Here is a 19,651-nt window from a genome sequence, read left to right on the forward strand (position 1 = left end):
ACCTTGACCAGTGCCTGGTTCAGCCGCCGACCTTGATGTTGTGCTGGTTATCGAGAATCACCTTGCCCCACGGTCGGTAGCGCAGGGAGAAAACCGACGTCGGGTGGCAGCCCGGTGATGTTGATTGCGGGGGCATCGGTTCTGCGCGGAAGGGTTGTCCGGCAGCGCTGACTTGCCGGAAGGCTTCCCTGACGATGCCGATGGAGCAGGGCAGTGCATTGGCGTAGCCGTTGCGAATCAAGGGTGGCAAACGCCCGGTTCCGGCGCCGTCCTGCCACCACACCTGGATTCCGGCGCTGGCCACTTCGCCCAGCCACTGTCCATTTACCTGTGGCGAAAGTTTGCCGACGCTGAACACGCTGATGTGCAGCTGCGCGTCGAGTTTGCCAGCGAAATCCTTGAGCTGGCGTTGCAGGGTTTGCCGACGATCGAGCGGTAGAAAGTGCAGGTCATCCAGTTCCATGGGCAAATACCAGCCGCTGACCGGGAGTTTCCAGTCCTTGCGCAGCGTCCGCTGCCGGGCCAGCGACTGTCCCAGTTGCGCCTGCCAGTACGTTGCCAGTCCGGCACTGTCCAGCTCATTGATGCGCTGGTAATAGGCCGGGTCCATACGCAGACCCAGCACCAGTTTCAGGCCTTGGGCCTGGGCCTGTTTCAGGCTGGTGGCGAGCCAGCCGTTGGCGCCGCCAAAGTCCGAATCACCGTAGGCCGTCCATTGCACGATCACCGTGTGCGTGCCTTGGCGGGCGGTGTCTTGCCAGATCCGCTGCCATTGCGCCTGGCTCAGGTTGGCGTCGGCATTGAGCGGCTGATAGAAAATCCGCTCGTCGGCATGGGTCGTCACGCCGCCCAGCAGCAGGCACAAGGCCAAAAGAAGTCGCCTCATCAGAAATTCAACTCCACGCCCAGCAGCACGCCGTTGGCGCCTTCATACAGATTGCCGCCCAGCGATTGTTGATACTCGGTGCGGACCGTCAGGTGTGCGCGATAGGCGTTGTAGATATTGTCGTTGAACCACCATTGCCAACGCAGGCCGAGACCGGTGCGCAGATCCTGGCGCCAGTCGTTGCTCGGGTCCTGGCTGGCGAATTCGAGAAAACCGTACGGCATGAGCGTTTGCGCGCTGTTGAATGGCAGCTTCCAGGCGTGCCCTTGCTGGAAGCGCGACAACCATTGGTGGTCACCGGCCTTGGTCCACCACGCCGCGTCGACATAGAGGAAACGTTCTTCCCAATCGCTTTCGTCGACGCGCCAGTCGTTGCGATATCGCCCCTGATCGAGGAACGACGCAGTAGCACGCAGGAGATAGTCGGTAGTGGTGTGCCCATCCTCACGATGATCGTCAGCCTGATCGGAGACCTTTTCGGGGACCAGCATCTGGCCGAGGCTCAAGCCGTGGTTGTCTTGATCATCGAACTGGCTTTGCTTGTAGATCTCGCCGTAGAAATTGATATTTGCCGTACCCCAGGGTTTGTAGCGCAGGCCCACGCCGGTGGCGATGGACTGCGCATAACTGGAGCGACTCTGGCCGCCGAGCAACACCCGTCCGTAGGCCGACAGCGAGCTGCCTGCGCGGCTGGGTTCTTCACCGAGAGCATGGTCCCACATGGCCATTTGCACGTTCTGCGGAGTCGAGCGCCGTCGAGAGCCGATGCTTTCATCAGGGCGCAGGAAGTCGTTGGTCGAGACCCCGGCTGGCGACCAGGTACTGGCGAAGGTCAAGGTATCGCGCCGGGACAGGGATTCATGGGCACGACGCTGGCGATAACGCCGCGCTTCCATGCTGCCATCCTCGTCGTCTGCCGCTACCGGGTTTTGCTCCAGGTCGATCACGCGCTGCAGTTCCTTGCGGGCCGAGGCGCTGTCCTCGACTTCGTCGTAACGCCAGGCCAGGGTTTCGCCGAGTTGATAGTCTTCCGGGAAATCTTTAGTGGCGCTTTGCAGATACGCAATGGCGCGGGCGCGTTCTTCCCTGGTCTCGGCACCGGACAGGCGCATGCCGTAGTCAGCGCGATAGCGTGGATTGTCCGGTTCTCGGCGCACCGCTTCGGCCAGCCAGGCCGTGCTTTGTGGCAGGTCGCCGGCCTTTTGTGCGGTGACCGATGCGGCGTAGAAATGCCCGGCATCGGGAGCCTGTTGCAGGGCGGAACGCTGGCGCTGCAATGCGAGCGAATGATCGCCCTGGGCATCGGCAATCGCAGCGCCCAGGGCCCATTCATTGGCGCCACGGCTGCGGCTTTGCTGCCAGTAGCGTTCGGCTGCTTGTGTGTCGCCCGCATTGAGGGCACTGCGGCTGGCGGTGAGACTGGCGTTATCGCTGAGTTCTGCGTCCGGAATGCTCCGCCAGATGGCCAGCGCACCCGTTGAATCCCCGGCAGCCTCCAAAGCATAGGCCAATGTCAGGCGACTGCCTTTGTCGCCGAGTTTTTCTGCGGTCTGGTAGTACACCACCGCTTCACCGGGGCGATTGGGCATGGCGCAACGACCCAGGGCGCGGTAGTCGCCAGCGCTTTGTGGTTGATTGCCGGTTGCCTGTTGTACCGCATCGCACTGGCCTTTTTCCGCCAGTTGCGCCAGCAGTTCACCGCGTGTGGCGGGATCGACGCGATTGACCAGTGTCACCATGCGTTGCTGTTGCGCCGGGGTCGGTGTCGACGAGGCATACAGTCCCGCCAGTCGCTGCAACAGGGCGCTGGGTAATTTGCCGTTGTGGTGGTCGTAAGCGTTTTCGAGCAGCTGCTGCGCGTGATCACGCTGACCGGCATTCAATAGCCAATACGTCGTCTGATTGAGCGAATTGAAGTCGCCGGTCTGCTGGTAATGACGCTCCCAAAGCTTCGCCGCTTCAGCATTGCGCCCCGATGCCTGGAGCATTTCGGCCTGGCGTTTGACCACGTCGGCGGTTTGCGGCTGGCTGGCGAGATAGGCCATGATTTTGTCGCTGCGGCCCTCATCCTGCCAGGCGTCCAGCAGTCGTTCACGGCGTCGCGTGTCCCAGGGTTCCGGCAAACGAGTGTTTTGCAGCAGTTCGGTCGCTTGCAGACGCTGGGCGAGAATCAGCCAGGTCTGCGGATCTGCGTCGGGTGGGCAACTTTGCAACTGACTGAGCGCGGCTTGCGGGTCGTGGCGGGACAGCCACTCGGCCGTCTCAAGGCACGGACGCTGCATCTCGCCACTCAAGCGTTGCACGGTTGCGCTGTCGCCGGTTTGCCGCGCCAGCTCCCACAGGCGCTGGCGTTGTGCCGGGTCGGCAAGGTCGGCGGGCGGCAGCGTTTGCATCCAGCGTTGCGCCTGCTGGATGTGACCCATGGCAATCGCCCGATCGACCATGGCCAATCGAGTCTTGCGCGCGGCTTCAGGGCTTGGCGCTGTTTGCAGTAATTGCTGCAAGGGTTGCTCGTCGAGGCGTTGCACGTAGGCGTTGGCCAGGCGTTGCCAGCTTTGGGCGTCGAGTTGCCGGTTCGCGGCCAGGGGCTCCAGCTCTTTGATGGTGCCATCCCAATCGCGCAATTGCTCGGACCAATTGGCCAGGGCCAGGTGCAGGGCTCGCTCATCACCTTTGGGCGGCAGTTGCGCCAGCCAGTCATGGGCCGGGGACGCGCCGCCGCGCTTGGCCAGGCTCGCGCTATAGGCCTGCCACAGGCGCACGCGCTGGTCCAGATTGCTGGTGGCTATCCACTGCTCCACTTTTTGGCTGTCCGGCGGATCCTGTTCGATCCAGGTCAGGCGCAGGTTGAGCAGGGTTTCGCTGTTGGCCGGGGTATCCGGTAGCGCTTGCACGGCGTCTTCGTAGCGTTGCTGCATGGTCAGCGATTGCACCAGCAGTGCCCGCGCTTCATCGTTTTCCGGCACTTTGCTCAGCAGGTGGCGCATCAGCCGTTCGACTTCCTTCCAGTTGCCTTGCTTCGCTTCGCGGTAACCGCGATCCATATAGGGGTAACTGCGGAACTGTTCGAAGTCGGTTAACGGCTCTGCCTGCACCGACGCCGTCGTGTTCAGGCAGAGCAACAGGCTAGCGGCTAACAAGGTGTGACGATGGACAGGCTTCATGCGGCCTCCCGGGCAATGCGGTAGGCGGCGTGTTGTTCGCTCGCCTGATCGGCCAGGGCCTGTTCAAGGATTTCCTGAGTGATCATGCCGCGGTCAATCAAGTGTTCGCCCAGAGACATTTTTTCCGCATCGAAATCGATCAGCGCCTGATTGAACAGGGTCGGCGGCACCATGCCGCGCACTTGCAACAGATTGCCCAGCAGTATCTGGTGATGGCTGACGCGCTCGATCAGGTCTTCGTCGTCCTGATTTTGCTCAAGCACGCTAAGCATCTGATGTACTTCTTCGTTTTGACGAGGGCTGGCGTACCAGAAGCGGATCCCCAGCGTAACCCGGCCTTGTGGGGCGAGACGGCAACGCACCGGGCGTTTCAGTTGACGGCTGATGGCTCCCAGAGACACCTGGCTCACCGGACCTTCGGAGGCCAGCACCAGGGTTTGGTTTTCCTCGGCGACCGGCAGCACGCCGTAGTGTGTGGCGATCTTGCGTGGCACGGCGTCGATCAGGCGTTTGTCGAGTTTGAACGGATTGAGTGGCGCCCATTCCAGGTCCAGCTGTTCGGCCAGGGTCTGCACCAGTTGAGTGGTGTCGATGTGTCCGCGCAGTAGCAGTTCCTGACCGAGGCGCCGGCGTACCGGGTTGGTGATCGCGGCTTCGAGTTGATCCTCGGTGAGCAAACCCTTTTCCACTAACCGATGGCCCAGCGGGGTGCGCTGGGCTTCGGCCAGGGCCGGAAATTCATGAGTGGTCTTGTCCCAGGCGACGCGACGCGAATCGCCCATTGCCATCACCTGGCGCAGTGCCCGAAGGTTGGCGAAGAAATTGACGAAGTTGCTCCACACCATCCGGGGGGCCGACAGCAGTCCTTCGCCCAGCCCGTAAAAACGGGTGACAAACCAACCACGCTGGAATAGCCGATTGAGCAGCATGAGGCCATTGAGCCACAGCAGGCTCGCCAACAACGTGCTGTCGGCGAGGAGCGACGGGAACCGCCAGGCATCCGGCGCGATCACGGTGACCAGCCACATCGCCAGCAACACCACCAGCAGGATGTTCACCAGGAAGCTCAACAGGTACGCAATCAGGCCACGGCGGTCGCGCCACAGAAAATAATTGAGCAGGCCTTTGCGGCTCCAGCCCAGATTCTTGGTGCCCTGGAACACAATGCCGACGATCCAGCGCGACTTCTGCCGGATCGCGTACTGCAAGTCCCTTGGAAAGTGCTCGCGCACGCAGATCACCTGGGAAAACGCGCGGTCCATGCCGAACACCCAGGGTTGTTCAAGTGCCAGTTTCGGGTCGGTCACCGAATAGCGGGCAAAGATGCACTTCATGCCTTTTTGCTTGAGGCGGAAACCGATGTCGTAGTCTTCGGTAAGACTCTGCACGTCGAAGGCAATACCGTCGCCGTCCTCGAGCAGGGCAGTGATGGCTTTGCGGCTGAAGCAGGTGCCGACCCCGGCGCTGGGCACTTGCCCGGTCAGTGCTTCACGCACGATGACGTCCTTGCCATGGTTCTCGGCGAACTCGTCGACGTAGTGGCCGGCAGTGAAGCCATTCCATTCCGGGGCGTAGGGGTAGACCGGAATCTGGATCAGATCCTTGGCCGGCAGCAGGTAGTTGAACAGGCGCAATTCCATAGGCGAAATCACGTCTTCGGCATCGTGCAGGATGAAGCCGGCGAACTGGATTTTTGCATCGTTTTCAAAACGCAGGATCGCGTCGATGACGTTGTTCAGGCAGTCAGCCTTGCTGGTGGGGCCGGGACGGGCGCACACCACTTTGTGCACGTTGGGATAATGCAGGCACACCGCATCGACGTCGGCCTGGGTCTCGGCGTCGTTGGGGTAGGTGCCGACGAAAATCTGATAGTTCTCGTAGTCGATGGTCGAGGCGGCCAGGCGTGCCATTTCGCCGACCACGCCGACTTCGTTCCACGCCGGTACCATGATCGCCAGGGGCTTTTCGCCGATGGAGTACAGCCGTTGTTCATCGGCGCGCTCGAATTTTTCATAGATCCGCCAGCGTCGGATCAGTTTGCGGGTCCAGTACACCAGGTCGATGAACAGATCATCGAGCCCGAGAATGAACATCAGCAAGGCCAGGGTAATGGCGAGGTATTTGAGTCCGAACAACGCATAGGCAAAGAAGTCGACAAACGCCAGGCTCATACGGCTTTACCCACCGCCGCACGGTGTTTCAGCCAGATGCCGAGGCGATTGGCGATGCGCTCGCTGGCGTGTCCGTCACCATAAGGGCTATGGACTCGGCTCATGCGCTGGAAGGTGGCGTCATCATCGAGCAACAGGCTCGATTCATTGACGATACGGTCGGTATCGGTGCCCACCAGCACCACCGTCCCGCCTTCAAGCGCCAATGGCCGCTCCGTGACATCGCGCAGCACCAACAGCGGTTTGCCAATGGCGGGGGCTTCCTCCTGGATGCCACCGGAATCGGTGAGAATGAAATACGCACGGTCCATCAGCCAGACGAAATGCTGATAATCCTGCGGCGCCACCAGATAGATATTGGGTTTGTCCGAGAGAACGCTGTAGACCGCCTTTTGCACCTGCGGATTGAGGTGCACCGGGTAGACGAATTGCACATCGGGATAACGTTCGGCGAGGGTGGCCAGGGCCAGGCAGATGTTGCGAAAGCCGCCGCCGAAGTTTTCCCGGCGGTGCCCGGTGATCAGCACCATGCGCCTGGTGTCGTCGAGCACGGCCAGCGGCGAGTCGGCGGCCGGGTGCCAGTGGACTTGCTGTTGGTGATTGCGCATCCATACCAGTGCATCAATCACCGTATTGCCGGTGACCTCGATGTTGGCCTTGGGTACACCTTCGCGTAGCAGATTGTCTTCGTTATTGGCGGTCGGCGCGAAATGCAGGTCGGCGATGACACCGGTCAGGTGCCGGTTCGCTTCCTCCGGCCAGGGTGCGCGCAAGTTACCGGTACGCAAACCCGCCTCGACGTGGCCAATGGGCAACTGGCGATGGAAGGCGGCGAGGGCGGCAATGAAACTGGTGGTGGTGTCGCCGTGTACCAGCACGATATCCGGTTGCACGCGTTCATAGGCTTTGTCGAGGTGTGCCAGAAGTTGTTGAGAAAGACCATTGAGGGTCTGGCCCTGGGTCATAACCTGCAAGTCTTCATCGACCGTCAGTTCGAACGAGTCGAGGACCTGCTTGAGCATTTCCCGGTGCTGGCCAGTGGAACAGATGTTCAGGCTGATACCAGGCCAATTACGCAGGACCAGCGCCAGGGGTGCCATCTTGATGGCCTCCGGACGTGTACCAAAAACCATCATGACTTTAAATGTCATTACCCCTCCTGGGATTGCACACGCCGGATACGTCGCGGCTGTTAAGACCGGCTATTTCGTGAACATAGAATAAAGCAATCGGATGGGGGGTTGTCTAATGAGCTGCTCTGAATTGCTGGTCTTGCTTCGAATTGGTTCATGTGCGCCAGGTTGTGAACCACATACCCGCTCCCTGTAGCCAACGGTAGCGTCTGTCTGTCCGTGCGTTTGGTAACGTTTTTTCCTGTTTGTACGCATCCCTCTGATTCAAAACAAATTTCAATCTCCCTCACATGGCCTCCACATCCTGTGGCACACTTTCTGCTGTCTATTCCGTTGTTACATACCATGTTCCGGTATAGCGGAATAAACATCACCCTGGAGTGCTTGCCATGCATCGCCGACCTTCCTTGTTCAAAGCGTGTGTTTTTCTGTTCGCGGTTTCCGCCGCTGCCATGGGCGTTGCCCAGGCGGCGGACAGTAAGCTCGACAGCGTTCTGGCCCGCGGCAAACTGATTGTAGGTACCGGCAGCACCAACGCGCCGTGGCACTTCCAGGGCGCGGATGGCAAGTTGCAGGGTTTTGATATCGATATCGCCCGAATGGTCGCCAAAGGGTTGTTCAACGACCCGAGCAAGGTGGAGTTTGTGGTGCAGTCGTCCGATGCGCGGATTCCAAATCTGTTGACCGACAAGGTCGACATGAGTTGCCAGTTCATCACCGTGACCGCCAGCCGCGCGCAGCAAGTGGCGTTCACCCTGCCGTACTACCGCGAAGGTGTCGGCCTGCTGCTGCCGGCGAACAGCAAGTACAAGGAAATCGATGACATGAAAGCCGCCGGTGACAGTCTCACCGTGGCGGTTCTGCAAAACGTCTACGCCGAAGAACTGGTGCACCAGGCGCTGCCCAAGGCCAAGGTTGACCAGTACGACAGCGTGGACCTGATGTACCAGGCCGTGAACTCCGGCCGTGCCGATGCGGCGGCCACCGACCAGTCTTCGGTGAAGTACCTGATGGTGCAGAACCCTGGCCGTTATCGCAGCCCGGCCTACGCCTGGAGCCCGCAAACCTACGCCTGCGCGGTCAAGCGCGGCGATCAGGACTGGCTGAACTTCGTCAACACCACCCTGCATGAAGCCATGACCGGCGTTGAGTTCCCGACTTACGCGGCATCGTTCAAGCAATGGTTCGGCGTAGACCTGGCGACTCCCGCGATTGGTTTCCCTGTCGAATTCAAATGATCCCGTGAGAGCGGGGCGGTTATGAATCGCCCCGTTCAGGTACTGCTGACCATGAACTATCAGTTGAACTTTGCCGCCGTCTGGCGCGATTTCGACACCTTGCTGGCGGGGCTCGGCCTGGGTCTTGAACTGGCCCTGGTGTCGATCGCCATCGGCTGCGTGATCGGCCTGATGATGGCGTTTGCTTTGCTGTCCAGGCATCGCGCATTGCGGGTGCTGGCGTCGGTGTATGTCACGGTGATTCGTAACACGCCGATCCTGGTGTTGATTCTGTTGATCTACTTTGCCTTGCCGAGCCTGGGGATCCGGCTGGACAAGATTCCCTCGTTCATCATCACTCTGTCGCTGTATGCCGGGGCGTATCTGACCGAAGTGTTCCGCGGCGGTTTGCTCAGCATTCCCAAGGGCCAGCGTGAAGCCGGCCTGGCCATTGGCCTGGGCGAGTGGCAGGTCAAGGCCTATGTCACCGTACCGGTGATGTTGCGCAATGTGTTGCCGGCCCTGTCGAACAACTTCATTTCGCTGTTCAAGGACACCTCGCTGGCGGCGGCCATCGCCGTACCGGAGCTGACCTATTACGCGCGCAAGATCAATGTCGAGAGTTACCGGGTGATTGAAACCTGGCTGGTGACCACGGCGCTCTATGTGGCGGCCTGTTACCTCATTGCCATGATGCTGCGTTATCTCGAACAGCGTCTGGCGATTCGCCGATAGGAGGCCCCATGTACGAATCCCCCAGTTGGTTGCATGAGTTGTGGGTGGCGCGCGAACCGCTGTGGCAGGGCTTTCTGACCAGTGTGCAGGTATCGGTGCTGGCGATTTTGCTTGGCACGCTCGTTGGTGTCGTCGCCGGTCTGGTGCTGACCTACGGCAAGTTCTGGATGCGCGCACCGTTTCGTTTTTATGTCGATGTGATTCGCGGCACGCCGGTGTTCGTGTTGGTGCTGGCGTGTTTTTACATGGCGCCGGCACTCGGCTGGCAGATCAGCGCGTTCCAGGCTGGTGCACTGGGTTTGACGCTCTTCTGCGGCTCCCACGTCGCCGAGATCGTGCGCGGTGCGTTGCAGGCATTGCCACTCGGGCAAATGGAGGCGAGCAAGGCCATCGGCCTGACGTTCTACCAGGCCCTCGGTTACGTGCTGTTGCCCCAGGCACTACGGCAGATCCTGCCGACCTGGGTCAACTCGTCGACCGAGATCGTCAAGGCCTCGACCCTGTTGTCGGTGATTGGTGTGGCGGAATTGCTGCTCAGTACCCAGCAGATCATCGCCCGGACCTTCATGACCCTGGAGTTTTACCTGTTCGCCGGATTTCTGTTTTTCGTCATCAACTACGGCATCGAATTACTCGGCCGGCACATTGAAAAGCGGGTGGCTTTGCCATGACTCAGACTCAAACCCATGCACAAAACGGCCAACCCCTGCTGGACATTCGCGGCCTGCACAAACGTTACGACCAGCTGGAAGTGCTCAAGGGCGTCGACCTGACCATGCAGCGCGGCAATGTGGTGACGCTGATCGGCTCCAGTGGCTCGGGCAAGACCACGCTGCTGCGCTGCGTGAACATGCTCGAAGAGTTCCAGGGCGGACAGATCCTGCTCGACGGCGAGTCGATCGGTTATGACGAGGTCAACGGCAAACGCATTCGCCACCCGGAAAAAGTCATCGCCCGCCATCGCGCCATGACCGGTATGGCATTCCAGCAGTTCAACCTGTTTCCGCACCTGACGGCGTTGCAAAACGTCACTCTGGGCCTGCTCAAGGTCAAGAAGCTGCACAAGGACGAGGCGGTGGCCCTGGCCGAGAAATGGCTGGAGCGCGTTGGCCTGCTGGAACGTCGCGATCACTTCCCCGGTCAGTTGTCCGGCGGTCAGCAGCAGCGCGTGGCGATTGCCCGGGCGATTGCGATGAACCCGAGCCTGATGCTGTTCGACGAAGTCACCTCGGCGCTGGACCCGGAACTGGTGGGTGAAGTGCTGAGCGTGATCAAGGGCCTGGCCGAAGACGGCATGACCATGCTGCTGGTGACCCACGAAATGCGCTTCGCGTTCGAGGTTTCGGACAAGATCGTTTTCATGAATCAGGGGCGTATCGAAGAACAGGGGCCGCCCAAGGACATGTTCGAGCGCCCGCAATCGCCACGACTGGCGGAATTTCTCAAAAGCACCCGTTTTTGATCCCTCAATGTTCAATCAGGAGAAACACTCATGAGCATTACTCGTTACGGCACCGGCAGTACCGCCGCTGGCGGTCAGCCTCGCCCTTTCGCCCGCGCCGTTGAAGCCGATGGCTGGCTGCACGTTTCCGGGCAGGTGCCGGCGGTGGACGGCGAGATTATTACTGGCGGCATTGTCGAACAGACCCACCAGGCCATGAAGAACCTGATCGCGATTCTCGAAGAGGCCGGTTTCGGCCTGGAAGATGTGGTGCGTGCTGGCGTGTGGCTGGAGGATCCGCGGGATTTCACGAGTTTCAACAAGGTCTTCTCCGAGTACTTCAAACCCGAGCACGCCCCGGCGCGGGCCTGTGTGCAGGCAAACATGATGGTCGACTGCAAGGTCGAGATCGATTGCATCGCGTACAAGAAAAAGGCCTGAGATTTGCGGCGAATTCTTCGCGAGCAAGCCCGCTCCCACATATGGAATGCGTTTCTCTGTGGGAGCGGACTTGCTCGCGAAGGCGGCCTAACAGTCGCCGCCGCACTCTCGGTAAACTCCCGGCATTATGAATGGGAACCACTGACATGACCGAAGACACCATCAAGCGCCGGGCACGTGGTCTGGACCGGGCGTTCGATATCCTCGATTTCCTCAAGGAGATCGGCCAGCCCCTGCGCCCGAACGACATTGCCAATGGCATCGGCAGCCCCAAGTCCACGGTCTACGAACTGGTGGCCTCGCTGCTGGAACGGCGCATCCTGGAGCCAGTGGGCAAGGACGGTCACGTCTACCTCGGCCGCCAGTTGTACTTTCTCGGGCAGGCGCACCTGCGGCATTTCGACCTGACTCGCGAGGCCGATCACGCCTTGCAGGAAATCGTCAGCCAGACCCATGAAACCGCGCAGATGTGCCTGCTCAACGGGCGCAAATACACCGTGGCGCTGATGAAAGAGGGGGAGCGGCATTTCCGCATTTCCTCGGACATCGGCGAAAACGCACCTATCCCCTGGACTGCCTCCGGGCGCCTGTTGCTGGCGCACCTGAGCGACCAGGAAATCGTCGATCTGATCGATCACGACGACTTCATCCTGCCCGATGGCGAACGCCTGGAGCTTGCGCAGTTCCTCAAGGAAATCCGTCAGGCCGGGATCGATGGATTTTTCTCCTTCGATAGCGTTGCCGATACTTTTACCCATTGCTTCGCCGCGCCGGTCAAAGACCCCAGCGGCGTGGCCATCGCGACCCTGTGCATCGTCGCCCCACGGGCCGATGCCAGGAACAACTACAACGACTATCGCCGGGTGCTGATCGAAAGCGCGAACAGCCTGGCCCGTCGCATCAACGAATAACAGCGGCTGCCTGCGGCTGCGTGAACGAGGAGTTCGACCATGTCTTCTGCCCCCCATACTGCCAACGTGGATAAAGGCGCTGCCCCGATCGGTGCCAACCTGGTGCGTGACGTCAGCCTGCCCGCGCTGGTATTGCACCGTGAGGCGCTGGAACACAACATTCGCTGGATGCAGGCGTTCGTCAGCGACAGCGGGGCGGAACTGGCGCCCCATGGCAAAACCAGCATGACCCCGGCGTTGTTCCGTCGCCAACTGGACGCCGGTGCCTGGGGCATCACCCTGGCCAGTGCCACGCAAACCCGTGCGGCCTACGCCCATGGCGTACGCCGGGTGCTGATGGCCAACCAGTTGGTGGGCACGCCGAACATGGCGCTGATCGCCGACCTGCTGGCCGACCCGACGTTCGACTTCTATTGCATGGTCGATCACCCGGACAACGTCGCCGACCTCGGCGCCTATTTCGCCTCCCGTGGCGTGCGCCTCAACGTGATGATCGAATACGGCGTGGTCGGTGGTCGTTGCGGTTGCCGCAGCGAACAGGAGGTGCTCGACCTGGCCAAGGCCATCGCCGCGCAACCGGCGCTGGCCCTGACCGGGATTGAAGGCTATGAAGGCGTGATCCATGGCGATCACGCCGTGACCGGCATTCGCGATTTCGCCGCGTCACTGGTGCGCCTGGCGGTGCAGTTGCAGGACAGCGGCGCCTTCGCCATTGCCAAGCCGATCATCACCGCGTCGGGTTCGGCCTGGTATGACCTGATTGCCGAATCCTTCGAAGCGCAGAACGCTGCCGGACGTTTCCTCAGCGTGCTGCGTCCCGGCAGTTATGTGGCTCACGACCATGGCATCTACAAGGAAGCGCAGTGCTGCGTGCTTGACCGTCGCAGTGACCTGCACGAAGGCCTGCGTCCGGCGCTGGAAGTGTGGGCGCACGTGCAGTCGTTGCCGGAGCCGGGCTTCGCGGTGATTGCCCTGGGCAAACGCGACGTGGCCTATGACGCCGGTTTACCGGTGCCATTACTGCGTTACAAGGCGGGCGTCGTGCCGGCCAAGGGCGATGATGTGAGTGCCTGCAAAGTGACCGCGGTGATGGACCAGCATGCGTTCATGACCGTAGCGCCGGGGGTGGATCTGCGGGTGGGTGACATCATTTCCTTCGGCACTTCGCACCCGTGCCTGACGTTCGACAAGTGGCGTGTCGGCTGTCTGGTGGATGAGCAACTGAACGTCATCGAGACCATGGAAACCTGTTTCTAAGATTCAGGACCGAGGTGCTGCCATCGCGAGCAAGCTCGCTCCCACATTGGATCTGTGGCATTCACAAAATCCCTGTGGGAGCGAGCTTGCTCGCGATGAGGCCCTGCCAGACAACACCGAAACATCTGAGATCGCACAACATGAACACCATTAACACCCTGGGCCCCAACACTCCCCGCATCGCCCTGATCGGCGAGTGCATGATCGAGTTGCAGCATCGCGCCGACGGCAGCCTGCAACAAAGCTTCGGCGGCGATACCTTGAACACGGCGGTGTACCTGTCCCGGGAACTGGGAGAGGACGGCACCGTGGACTACGTCACCGCCTTGGGCGATGACAGTTTCAGTGACGCGATGTGCCAGAGTTGGGCGGCGGAAAATATCGGCCTCGAAATGGTCCAGCGCCTGCCTGGACGCCTGCCGGGGTTGTATTGCATCCAGACTGATGCCGCCGGTGAGCGACGCTTTCTGTATTGGCGCAATGAAGCGGCGGTGCGTGATTGCTTCACTACGCCGGCCGCCGCACCGATCCTGGCAGCGCTGCCGGATTATGACGTGCTGTATTTCAGCGGTATCACCCTGGCAGTGCTCGGCGCTCAAGGTCGGGAAAAATTGCTGGACACCCTGATTGAAGCCCGTCAGCGCGATGCGCGAATTGTGTTCGACAACAACTACCGGCCACGGCTGTGGGCGTCGGTCGAAGAGGCACAGGCGGCGTATCGCTGTGTGCTGCCGCAGGTTGATCTGGCGTTGCTGACGGTGGAGGACGAGCAGGCGTTGTTTGGTTATGCCGATTGTGAAGCAGTGTTTGCCGCGTATGAGCAGATCGGTACGCCGGAAGTGGTGCTCAAGCGCGGCGCGCAGGCGTGCCTGATTCATTGTGATGGAGAGTCATTCGAGGTGCCGGCACAGAAGGTCGAGCGGGTGGTGGACACCACGGCGGCAGGAGATTCGTTCAGTGCTGCGTATCTGGCCTCGCGCCTGAAGGGTGGTAGCCCGGGGGAGGCCGCCGAGGCCGGGCATCGATTGGCGAGCCGGGTGATTCAGGTGCCGGGGGCGTTGATTCCCAGAGATTGAAATGCATTATCTGTGGCGAGGGGGCTTGCCCCCGTTGGGCTGCGAAGCAGCCCTAAAACCTCTCGACCGGGTTTGTCTGACATACCAGGTGAAGCAAACTTACGAGTGCTGCGCACTCGAACGGGGGCAAGCCCCCTCGCCACAGAGGCCCGACAACCCCTTCAATCCCGGTAAAACACCTGCACCAGGTGATACCCGAACTTGCTCTTGATCGGCCCATGCACCACCCGCAGCGGTTTCTTGAAGATCACCGCATCGATCACACCGACCATCTGCCCCGGGCGCACTTCTCCGAGATCACCGCCGCGCTTGCCTGATGGGCAGGTCGAATACTTCTTGGCCAGTACATCGAACGCTTCACCCTTGGCGATGCGTTGTTTGAGCTGCTCGGCTTCTTCCGAGGTCTTCACCAGAATATGGCGGGCTTGAGCTTTCATGGGACAGTTACCTTGCAACGATGCTGGCTATGTGGGTGGTAGCGGGGGGCGCGCAATTATGCCTCAACTCAGTTCGGTTGACCGATCATCGTGCGAATCTTGTTGGCCAGCAGGTCGATGGAAAACGGCTTGGCCACCATATCCATGCCTTCTTCGAGGAAACCCTGGCGCTCGGCGGCGATTTCCGCGTAACCGGTCATGAACAGCACCTTCAGTTCGGGACGACGCTGGCGGGCGATTTCTGCCAGTTGTCGGCCGTTCATGCCCGGCAACCCCACGTCGGTCACCAGCAGGTCCACCCGCAGGTCCGACTCCAGCAGCGGCAGGGCACCCTTGGCATCTTCGGCTTCATGGGCGCGGTAACCCAGTTCCTTGAGCAGGTCCAGGACCAGCATGCGCACTGCCGGATCGTCCTCGACCAGCATCACGGTTTCGCCGGCAATCGCCGCGGGTGCCTCGCCGACGACGGGCGACGGGATGTTTTCCGACTCGATCGAATGCAGGCGCGGCAGGTACAAGCGCACGCTGGTGCCCCGTCCGGGCAAGCTGAACAGACTGACGTGGCCCCCTGATTGCTGGGCGAAACCGTAAATCATCGACAAGCCCAAACCGGTGCCCTGGCCGATGGGCTTGGTGGTGAAGAACGGGTCGAATGCCTTGGCCAGCACCGAAGGCGTCATGCCGGTGCCGTTGTCGCTGACGGCAATCATCACGTAGTCGCCGGCCTTGACCGGTTCGAGGGTCGTGATGTCGCTGCCGTCGAGGTACACATTAGCGGTTTCGATCTGCAGTACGCCGCCATTGGGCATGGCGTCCCGGGCATTGATCACCAGGTTGAGCAAGGCGTTTTCCAGCTGGCTGAGATCGGTACTGACCCGCCAGATGTTCTCGGCCAGTTGCAGTTTGAGCTCGATGTGATCGCCCTTGGTACGGCTGAGCAAGTCTTCGAGCGAGTGGATCAATTCGTTGGGGTTCAGCGGTTTGCGGTTGAGTGATTGACGACGGGAGAACGCCAGCAAGCGATGGGTGAGGGCGGCTGCGCGGTTGGCCGAGGACACGGCCGCTTCGGTGAACCGGCCAATCTCGGCGACGCGGCCGTCGGCAATGTAGCGTTGCATCAGGTCGAGGCTGCCGATGATGCCGGTGAGCATGTTGTTGAAGTCATGGGCAATGCCGCCGGTAAGCTGGCCGACCGCTTCCATTTTCTGCGCATGGCGCAAGGCATCTTCGGCACGTTCACGCTCGAACATCTCGTTTTGCAAACGCTCGTTGGCCTCGGCCAGTTGACGGGTGCGGGCGGCAACCCGTTCCTCAAGGGTTTCGTTGAGGATGCGCAGGGCTTCTTCGGTCTTTTTGCGTTCGGTTTCGTCGATCACGAAGATGTAGAAACCGTTCACCGCGCCATCTGCACCGTGGCGAGGCAGGTAATTTATCAAGGCCTGGCGCATGCTGCCGTCGCGGTGTGGCGTGCTGATGCTGAAACTGCAGGGCCGGCCGGACAGCGCCTCAGTGATGTACGGAGCGCGCAGCGCGTAGGCTTCTTCGCCGATTACTTCAAGAATGGTTCGCCCGTAAAGCTCTTGCGGCGTCAGCCCGTACCAGTCGAGGTACGCCGCATTGTTCAGGCGAAAGCGTTCTTCGCGGTCGACGTAGCTGATCAGGACCGGCATGGCGTTAATGATCAGTTGCAGTTCGGTCTGGCTCTGGCGCAGGGCCTGTTCGGTGTGTTTGCGTTCGGTCAGGTCCAGGGCTGCGCCGAGGAAGCGGATCGGCCGGCCGTGGTGATCCTTGTAGCAGCGACCGCGGGCAAACACCCAGCGCATCTGGCCACCAGCTTGCTGCAGGCGATATTCCTCGGCGTACTCGGTGCCGTGGGTGATGCAGTGCTTGATGCTGCGAGCGATCAGGGCGCGGTCTTGCGGGTGTACGCCGTGCAGGTATTCACTGATCGGCAATTGACTGGCCATGGACGGGTCGATGCCGTGCAACTGGGCAAAATGCGCATCGGCGATGAACCGGTCCTCGCTGATGTTCCAATCCCAGGTGCCGACCGCGTCGGTGGCGGCAAGGGCCAGTTGCAGGCGCTCCTCGGTTTCGCGCTGGGCCTTGAGGCTGGCCGCCGAGCGCTGTTCGAGTTCGAGGGCGATGCGCCGGCGTTCGTTGGTTTCGATGGCGGTGACCAGGATCCCCGCCACCCTGGCACCTTCGTCGCGGATCGGGCTGTAGGTCAGGTCGAGCCAGAAGTCAGACTCCCGGCCTTCACGTTGCAGGGTAAAGAGTTGTTCGCTGTAGGTCCGCACCTGGCCTTGCAGGACGGCGCGGTATATCGGGTCGGTAAAGTCTTTTAACTCTGGCCAGATCAGGTGTGCCGGTTGTCCGAAAGCGTGTGGATGTTTGCTTCCGGCGAGCAGGGCGAAGCCGTCGTTGTAGATTTGCGTCAGTTGCGGGCCCCATAGCAGGAGCATCGGCATTGGCGAGTGAATGACGATGTCCACGGCGGTTCGCAGGCTCTGAGGCCAGGTGCTGGCGGCGCCCAGCGGGCTGCTTGCCCAGTCGAGTCGGGCTATAAGGGCCTGGGCATCGCTGCCGGTCGGTATTGCGTTCATCAACGAGTCCTGCACATGCGTCGCTTTAGCTGGCGTCTATTCTTGCACAGGTGGTCGATTGCGGAGGACTCGTCAGGGTGAGCGGTAGGCGACACAGTACCCTGTGGGAGCGAGCTTGCTCGCGATGGCGTCGGATCAATTTGCATTGATGTCAACTGACACTCCGCTATCGCGAGCAAGCTCGCTCCCACAGGTAACCTTATTTCAATCCATGAGTTCTGGCCTGTTTCGGAACTGCTCCAGCGCCTCGGGATTGGCCAGCGCATCGGTGTTTTTCACCTTCTGCCCATGCACCACATTGCGCACCGCCAACTCAACGACCTTGCCGCTGATGGTCCGGGGAATGTCGGTGACCGCGACAATTTTCGCCGGCACATGACGTGGCGTGGTGTTGGCGCGAATCGTCTGGCGGATCTGCTGTTGCAGCGCCTCGTCCAGTTCGATCCCGTCGCGCAACCGTACGAACAGCACTACCCGCACGTCATCCTGCCACTGCTGACCGATGGCCACGCTGTCGAGCACCTGGGGGACTTTTTCCACCTGGCGATAGATTTCCGCCGTGCCGATGCGCACGCCGCCGGGATTGAGCACGGCATCGGAGCGGCCGTGGATCATCATTCCGCCATGGGGCAATTGTTCGGCGTAGTCGCCCTGGGCCCAGACACCGGGGAACAGGCTGAAATAGGATTTGCGCAGCTTTTCGCCATCCGGATCATTCCACAGGCCCACGGGTATCGCCGGGAAATGGCGGGTACAGACCAGTTCACCTTTTTCGCCGATCACCGGGTGGCCGTCGTCATTCCACACTTCGACGGCCATGCCCAGGCTCTTGCCCATGATTTCGCCACGCCGCACTGGCGACATCGGGTTGCCATTGACAAAGCACGAGACGATGTCGGTGCCGCCGGACATCGAGGCCAGGCACACGTCAGCCTTGAAGTCGCGATAGACGAAATCATAACTCTGCGGCGACAACGCCGAACCGGTGCAAAGCAACATCTTGAGGCTACTCAGGTCATGAGTCTCACGCGGCTTGATGCCACTGCTTTCCAGGGTTGTGAGGTATTTAGGGCTGGTGCCGAAGACGCTGATGCGTTCGTCGTCGATCAGGTCGATCAAGCGTTGCGGGTCGGGCTGGAACGGCGAACCGTCGTACAACACCACCGCACTGCCTACCGCCAACGCCGAAACCAGCCAGTTCCACATCATCCAGCCACAGGTGGTGTAGTAGAACAGGCGTTCACCGGGGCCGAGATCGCCATGCAGGCCATGTTCCTTGACGTGTTGCAGCAACACGCCGCCGGTGCTGTGGATGATGCATTTGGGCACGCCGGTGGTGCCGCTGGAGTAGAGGATGTACAACGGATGGGCGAAGGGCACGGGGACGAAATCCGGTTCGCCGCCAGGTTCATAGAAGTCGTCCCACAGCGTCACATTGGCCGGGGTGCGGAAGTCTACGATGTGCGCCTGTGGCCGCGCATACGGAACCACGATCAACTGCTGCAACGACGGCAGGCGTTCGAGGATTTCATTGACCTTGGCGGTCTGGTCGATGTCCTTGCCGGCATAACGGTAGCCGGCGCAGGTCACCAGCACCTTCGGTTCGATCTGGCCGAAACGGTCTACCACCCCTTGAGTGCCGAAGTCCGGTGAAGAGCAGGACCAGACAGCGCCAAGGCTGGTAGTGGCGAGCATGGCCACCAGGGTTTGCCAGGTGTTGGGCATGCAGGCGGCGACCCGGTCGCCAACAATGACGCCGGCGGCGATCAAGCCATTCTGAAAACCGGCGACGTGTTCGGCCAGTTCGGCCCAGGTCAAGTGTTCGCGTTGACCGTTTTCGCCGACAGCGACCACGGCTATGGCGTCGTCACGACGTCGCAGCAAGTGTTCGGCGAAGTTCAGGGTGGCACCAGGGAACCACTGGGCGCTGGGCATCTGAGGGCCTTCGAGCAGCACGGCGTCGGGTTGCTCATGAAAGCGAATGTCGAAGAAATCGACGATCGCCTGCCAGAAGTCCGGGCGTTGCTCGATGGACCATTGGTGCAGGGCAGGGTAGTCGTCAATCTTGAGGTGATGCCGCTGATTGATGAAGCGCCGGAAGGCCTCCATGCGGGTCTTGCCGATGCGTTTGGCGTCAGGTTGCCAGAGGATGTCGGACATGGTTTGCCTCTTCTTT

15 protein-coding genes are annotated in these 19,651 nt (G+C 60.8%); 8 read left to right on the forward strand and 7 right to left on the reverse strand.

Features of this window, described 5'->3' with window-relative positions; translation table 11 throughout:
- Positions 1 to 19: 19 nt before the first annotated feature.
- Genes ABIA48_RS26435 through wecB form a run of 4 tightly spaced genes read right to left on the reverse strand, consistent with a single transcriptional unit; the run spans position 20 to position 7,372 of the window.
- On the reverse strand, positions 20 to 886 hold the full coding sequence (locus ABIA48_RS26435) for a DUF4434 family protein (RefSeq protein ID WP_429492474.1): 867 nt from the start codon (positions 884 to 886) through the stop codon (positions 20 to 22).
- Positions 886 to 4,050: an NfrA family protein gene (locus ABIA48_RS26440; RefSeq protein WP_429492476.1), complete on the reverse strand. Its 3,165-nt coding sequence runs from the start codon at positions 4,048 to 4,050 to the stop codon at positions 886 to 888. The genes ABIA48_RS26435 and ABIA48_RS26440 overlap by 1 nt, the downstream gene beginning before the upstream one ends.
- A complete protein-coding gene (nrfB, locus tag ABIA48_RS26445) occupies positions 4,047 to 6,221 on the reverse strand; it encodes a cyclic di-3',5'-guanylate-activated glycosyltransferase NrfB (protein WP_429492478.1) in 2,175 nt (724 codons plus the stop codon). The genes ABIA48_RS26440 and nrfB overlap by 4 nt, the downstream gene beginning before the upstream one ends.
- Positions 6,218 to 7,372 (reverse strand): non-hydrolyzing UDP-N-acetylglucosamine 2-epimerase, encoded by a 1,155-nt coding sequence (gene wecB / locus ABIA48_RS26450; RefSeq protein ID WP_429492479.1) that lies wholly within the window; start codon positions 7,370 to 7,372, stop codon positions 6,218 to 6,220. The genes nrfB and wecB overlap by 4 nt, the downstream gene beginning before the upstream one ends.
- Before the next feature lie 371 nt (positions 7,373 to 7,743).
- Here wecB and ABIA48_RS26455 point away from each other — a divergent pair, with 371 nt between their 5' ends.
- From ABIA48_RS26455 to ABIA48_RS26490, 8 genes are all read left to right on the forward strand, one after another.
- Positions 7,744 to 8,592 (forward strand): transporter substrate-binding domain-containing protein, encoded by an 849-nt coding sequence (locus ABIA48_RS26455; RefSeq protein WP_429492481.1) that lies wholly within the window; start codon positions 7,744 to 7,746, stop codon positions 8,590 to 8,592.
- A 51-nt stretch (positions 8,593 to 8,643) separates the two neighbouring features.
- The gene (locus ABIA48_RS26460; RefSeq protein WP_033063194.1) at positions 8,644 to 9,306 is read left to right on the forward strand and encodes an amino acid ABC transporter permease; all 663 of its coding nucleotides are present in this window, start codon (positions 8,644 to 8,646) and stop codon (positions 9,304 to 9,306) included.
- An 8-nt stretch (positions 9,307 to 9,314) separates the two neighbouring features.
- Positions 9,315 to 9,977, forward strand: a complete 663-nt coding sequence (locus ABIA48_RS26465) for an amino acid ABC transporter permease (RefSeq protein ID WP_204933707.1) — start codon at positions 9,315 to 9,317, stop codon at positions 9,975 to 9,977.
- A complete protein-coding gene (locus ABIA48_RS26470; protein WP_007984631.1) occupies positions 9,974 to 10,768 on the forward strand; it encodes an amino acid ABC transporter ATP-binding protein in 795 nt (264 codons plus the stop codon). Before ABIA48_RS26465 ends, ABIA48_RS26470 begins: the two co-directional genes overlap by 4 nt.
- Before the next feature lie 30 nt (positions 10,769 to 10,798).
- On the forward strand, positions 10,799 to 11,188 hold the full coding sequence (locus tag ABIA48_RS26475) for a RidA family protein (RefSeq protein WP_277529124.1): 390 nt from the start codon (positions 10,799 to 10,801) through the stop codon (positions 11,186 to 11,188).
- A 146-nt stretch (positions 11,189 to 11,334) separates the two neighbouring features.
- Entirely contained in the window at positions 11,335 to 12,099 is a 765-nt protein-coding gene (locus tag ABIA48_RS26480; protein WP_429492485.1) for an IclR family transcriptional regulator, read from the forward strand.
- A gap of 39 nt (positions 12,100 to 12,138) precedes the next feature.
- Positions 12,139 to 13,356, forward strand: a complete 1,218-nt coding sequence (locus ABIA48_RS26485) for an amino acid deaminase (RefSeq protein ID WP_429492487.1) — start codon at positions 12,139 to 12,141, stop codon at positions 13,354 to 13,356.
- Between the two features lie 140 nt (positions 13,357 to 13,496).
- Positions 13,497 to 14,432: a sugar kinase gene (locus ABIA48_RS26490; protein ID WP_429492489.1), complete on the forward strand. Its 936-nt coding sequence runs from the start codon at positions 13,497 to 13,499 to the stop codon at positions 14,430 to 14,432.
- Positions 14,433 to 14,593: 161 nt separating this feature from the next.
- Here the strand turns inward: ABIA48_RS26490 and ABIA48_RS26495 are convergent, their stop codons facing one another.
- The 3 genes from ABIA48_RS26495 to ABIA48_RS26505 form a co-directional block, all read right to left on the reverse strand.
- A complete protein-coding gene (locus ABIA48_RS26495) occupies positions 14,594 to 14,869 on the reverse strand; it encodes a peptidylprolyl isomerase (protein WP_007898282.1) in 276 nt (91 codons plus the stop codon).
- Positions 14,870 to 14,937: 68 nt separating this feature from the next.
- Positions 14,938 to 17,475 (reverse strand): PAS domain-containing protein, encoded by a 2,538-nt coding sequence (locus tag ABIA48_RS26500; protein ID WP_429492491.1) that lies wholly within the window; start codon positions 17,473 to 17,475, stop codon positions 14,938 to 14,940.
- 204 nt (positions 17,476 to 17,679) lie between these two features.
- Positions 17,680 to 19,635, reverse strand: a complete 1,956-nt coding sequence (locus ABIA48_RS26505; protein WP_429492493.1) for an acetoacetate--CoA ligase — start codon at positions 19,633 to 19,635, stop codon at positions 17,680 to 17,682.
- Positions 19,636 to 19,651 lie beyond the last annotated feature (16 nt).

Origin of the sequence: Pseudomonas sp. S30_BP2TU TE3576 (assembly GCF_050436025.1) — a bacterium.
Classification (GTDB): Bacteria; Pseudomonadota; Gammaproteobacteria; order Pseudomonadales; family Pseudomonadaceae; genus Aquipseudomonas.

Bases quoted from the DNA above. Each gene is read 5' to 3' on its own strand.
- ABIA48_RS26440 (WP_429492476.1), bottom strand. From the start codon at position 4,050: ATGAAGCCTGTCCATCGTCACACCTTGTTAGCCGCTAGCCTGTTGCTC.
- ABIA48_RS26500 (WP_429492491.1), bottom strand. From the start codon at position 17,475: ATGAACGCAATACCGACCGGCAGCGATGCCCAGGCCCTTATAGCCCGA.
- ABIA48_RS26465 (WP_204933707.1), top strand. From the start codon at position 9,315: ATGTACGAATCCCCCAGTTGGTTGCATGAGTTGTGGGTGGCGCGCGAA.
- ABIA48_RS26475 (WP_277529124.1), top strand. From the start codon at position 10,799: ATGAGCATTACTCGTTACGGCACCGGCAGTACCGCCGCTGGCGGTCAG.
- ABIA48_RS26485 (WP_429492487.1), top strand. From the start codon at position 12,139: ATGTCTTCTGCCCCCCATACTGCCAACGTGGATAAAGGCGCTGCCCCG.
- ABIA48_RS26480 (WP_429492485.1), top strand. From the start codon at position 11,335: ATGACCGAAGACACCATCAAGCGCCGGGCACGTGGTCTGGACCGGGCG.
- ABIA48_RS26470 (WP_007984631.1), top strand. From the start codon at position 9,974: ATGACTCAGACTCAAACCCATGCACAAAACGGCCAACCCCTGCTGGAC.
- ABIA48_RS26490 (WP_429492489.1), top strand. From the start codon at position 13,497: ATGAACACCATTAACACCCTGGGCCCCAACACTCCCCGCATCGCCCTG.
- wecB (WP_429492479.1), bottom strand. From the start codon at position 7,372: ATGACATTTAAAGTCATGATGGTTTTTGGTACACGTCCGGAGGCCATC.
- ABIA48_RS26455 (WP_429492481.1), top strand. From the start codon at position 7,744: ATGCATCGCCGACCTTCCTTGTTCAAAGCGTGTGTTTTTCTGTTCGCG.
- ABIA48_RS26505 (WP_429492493.1), bottom strand. From the start codon at position 19,635: ATGTCCGACATCCTCTGGCAACCTGACGCCAAACGCATCGGCAAGACC.
- ABIA48_RS26435 (WP_429492474.1), bottom strand. From the start codon at position 886: ATGAGGCGACTTCTTTTGGCCTTGTGCCTGCTGCTGGGCGGCGTGACG.
- ABIA48_RS26495 (WP_007898282.1), bottom strand. From the start codon at position 14,869: ATGAAAGCTCAAGCCCGCCATATTCTGGTGAAGACCTCGGAAGAAGCC.
- nrfB (WP_429492478.1), bottom strand. From the start codon at position 6,221: ATGAGCCTGGCGTTTGTCGACTTCTTTGCCTATGCGTTGTTCGGACTC.
- ABIA48_RS26460 (WP_033063194.1), top strand. From the start codon at position 8,644: ATGAACTATCAGTTGAACTTTGCCGCCGTCTGGCGCGATTTCGACACC.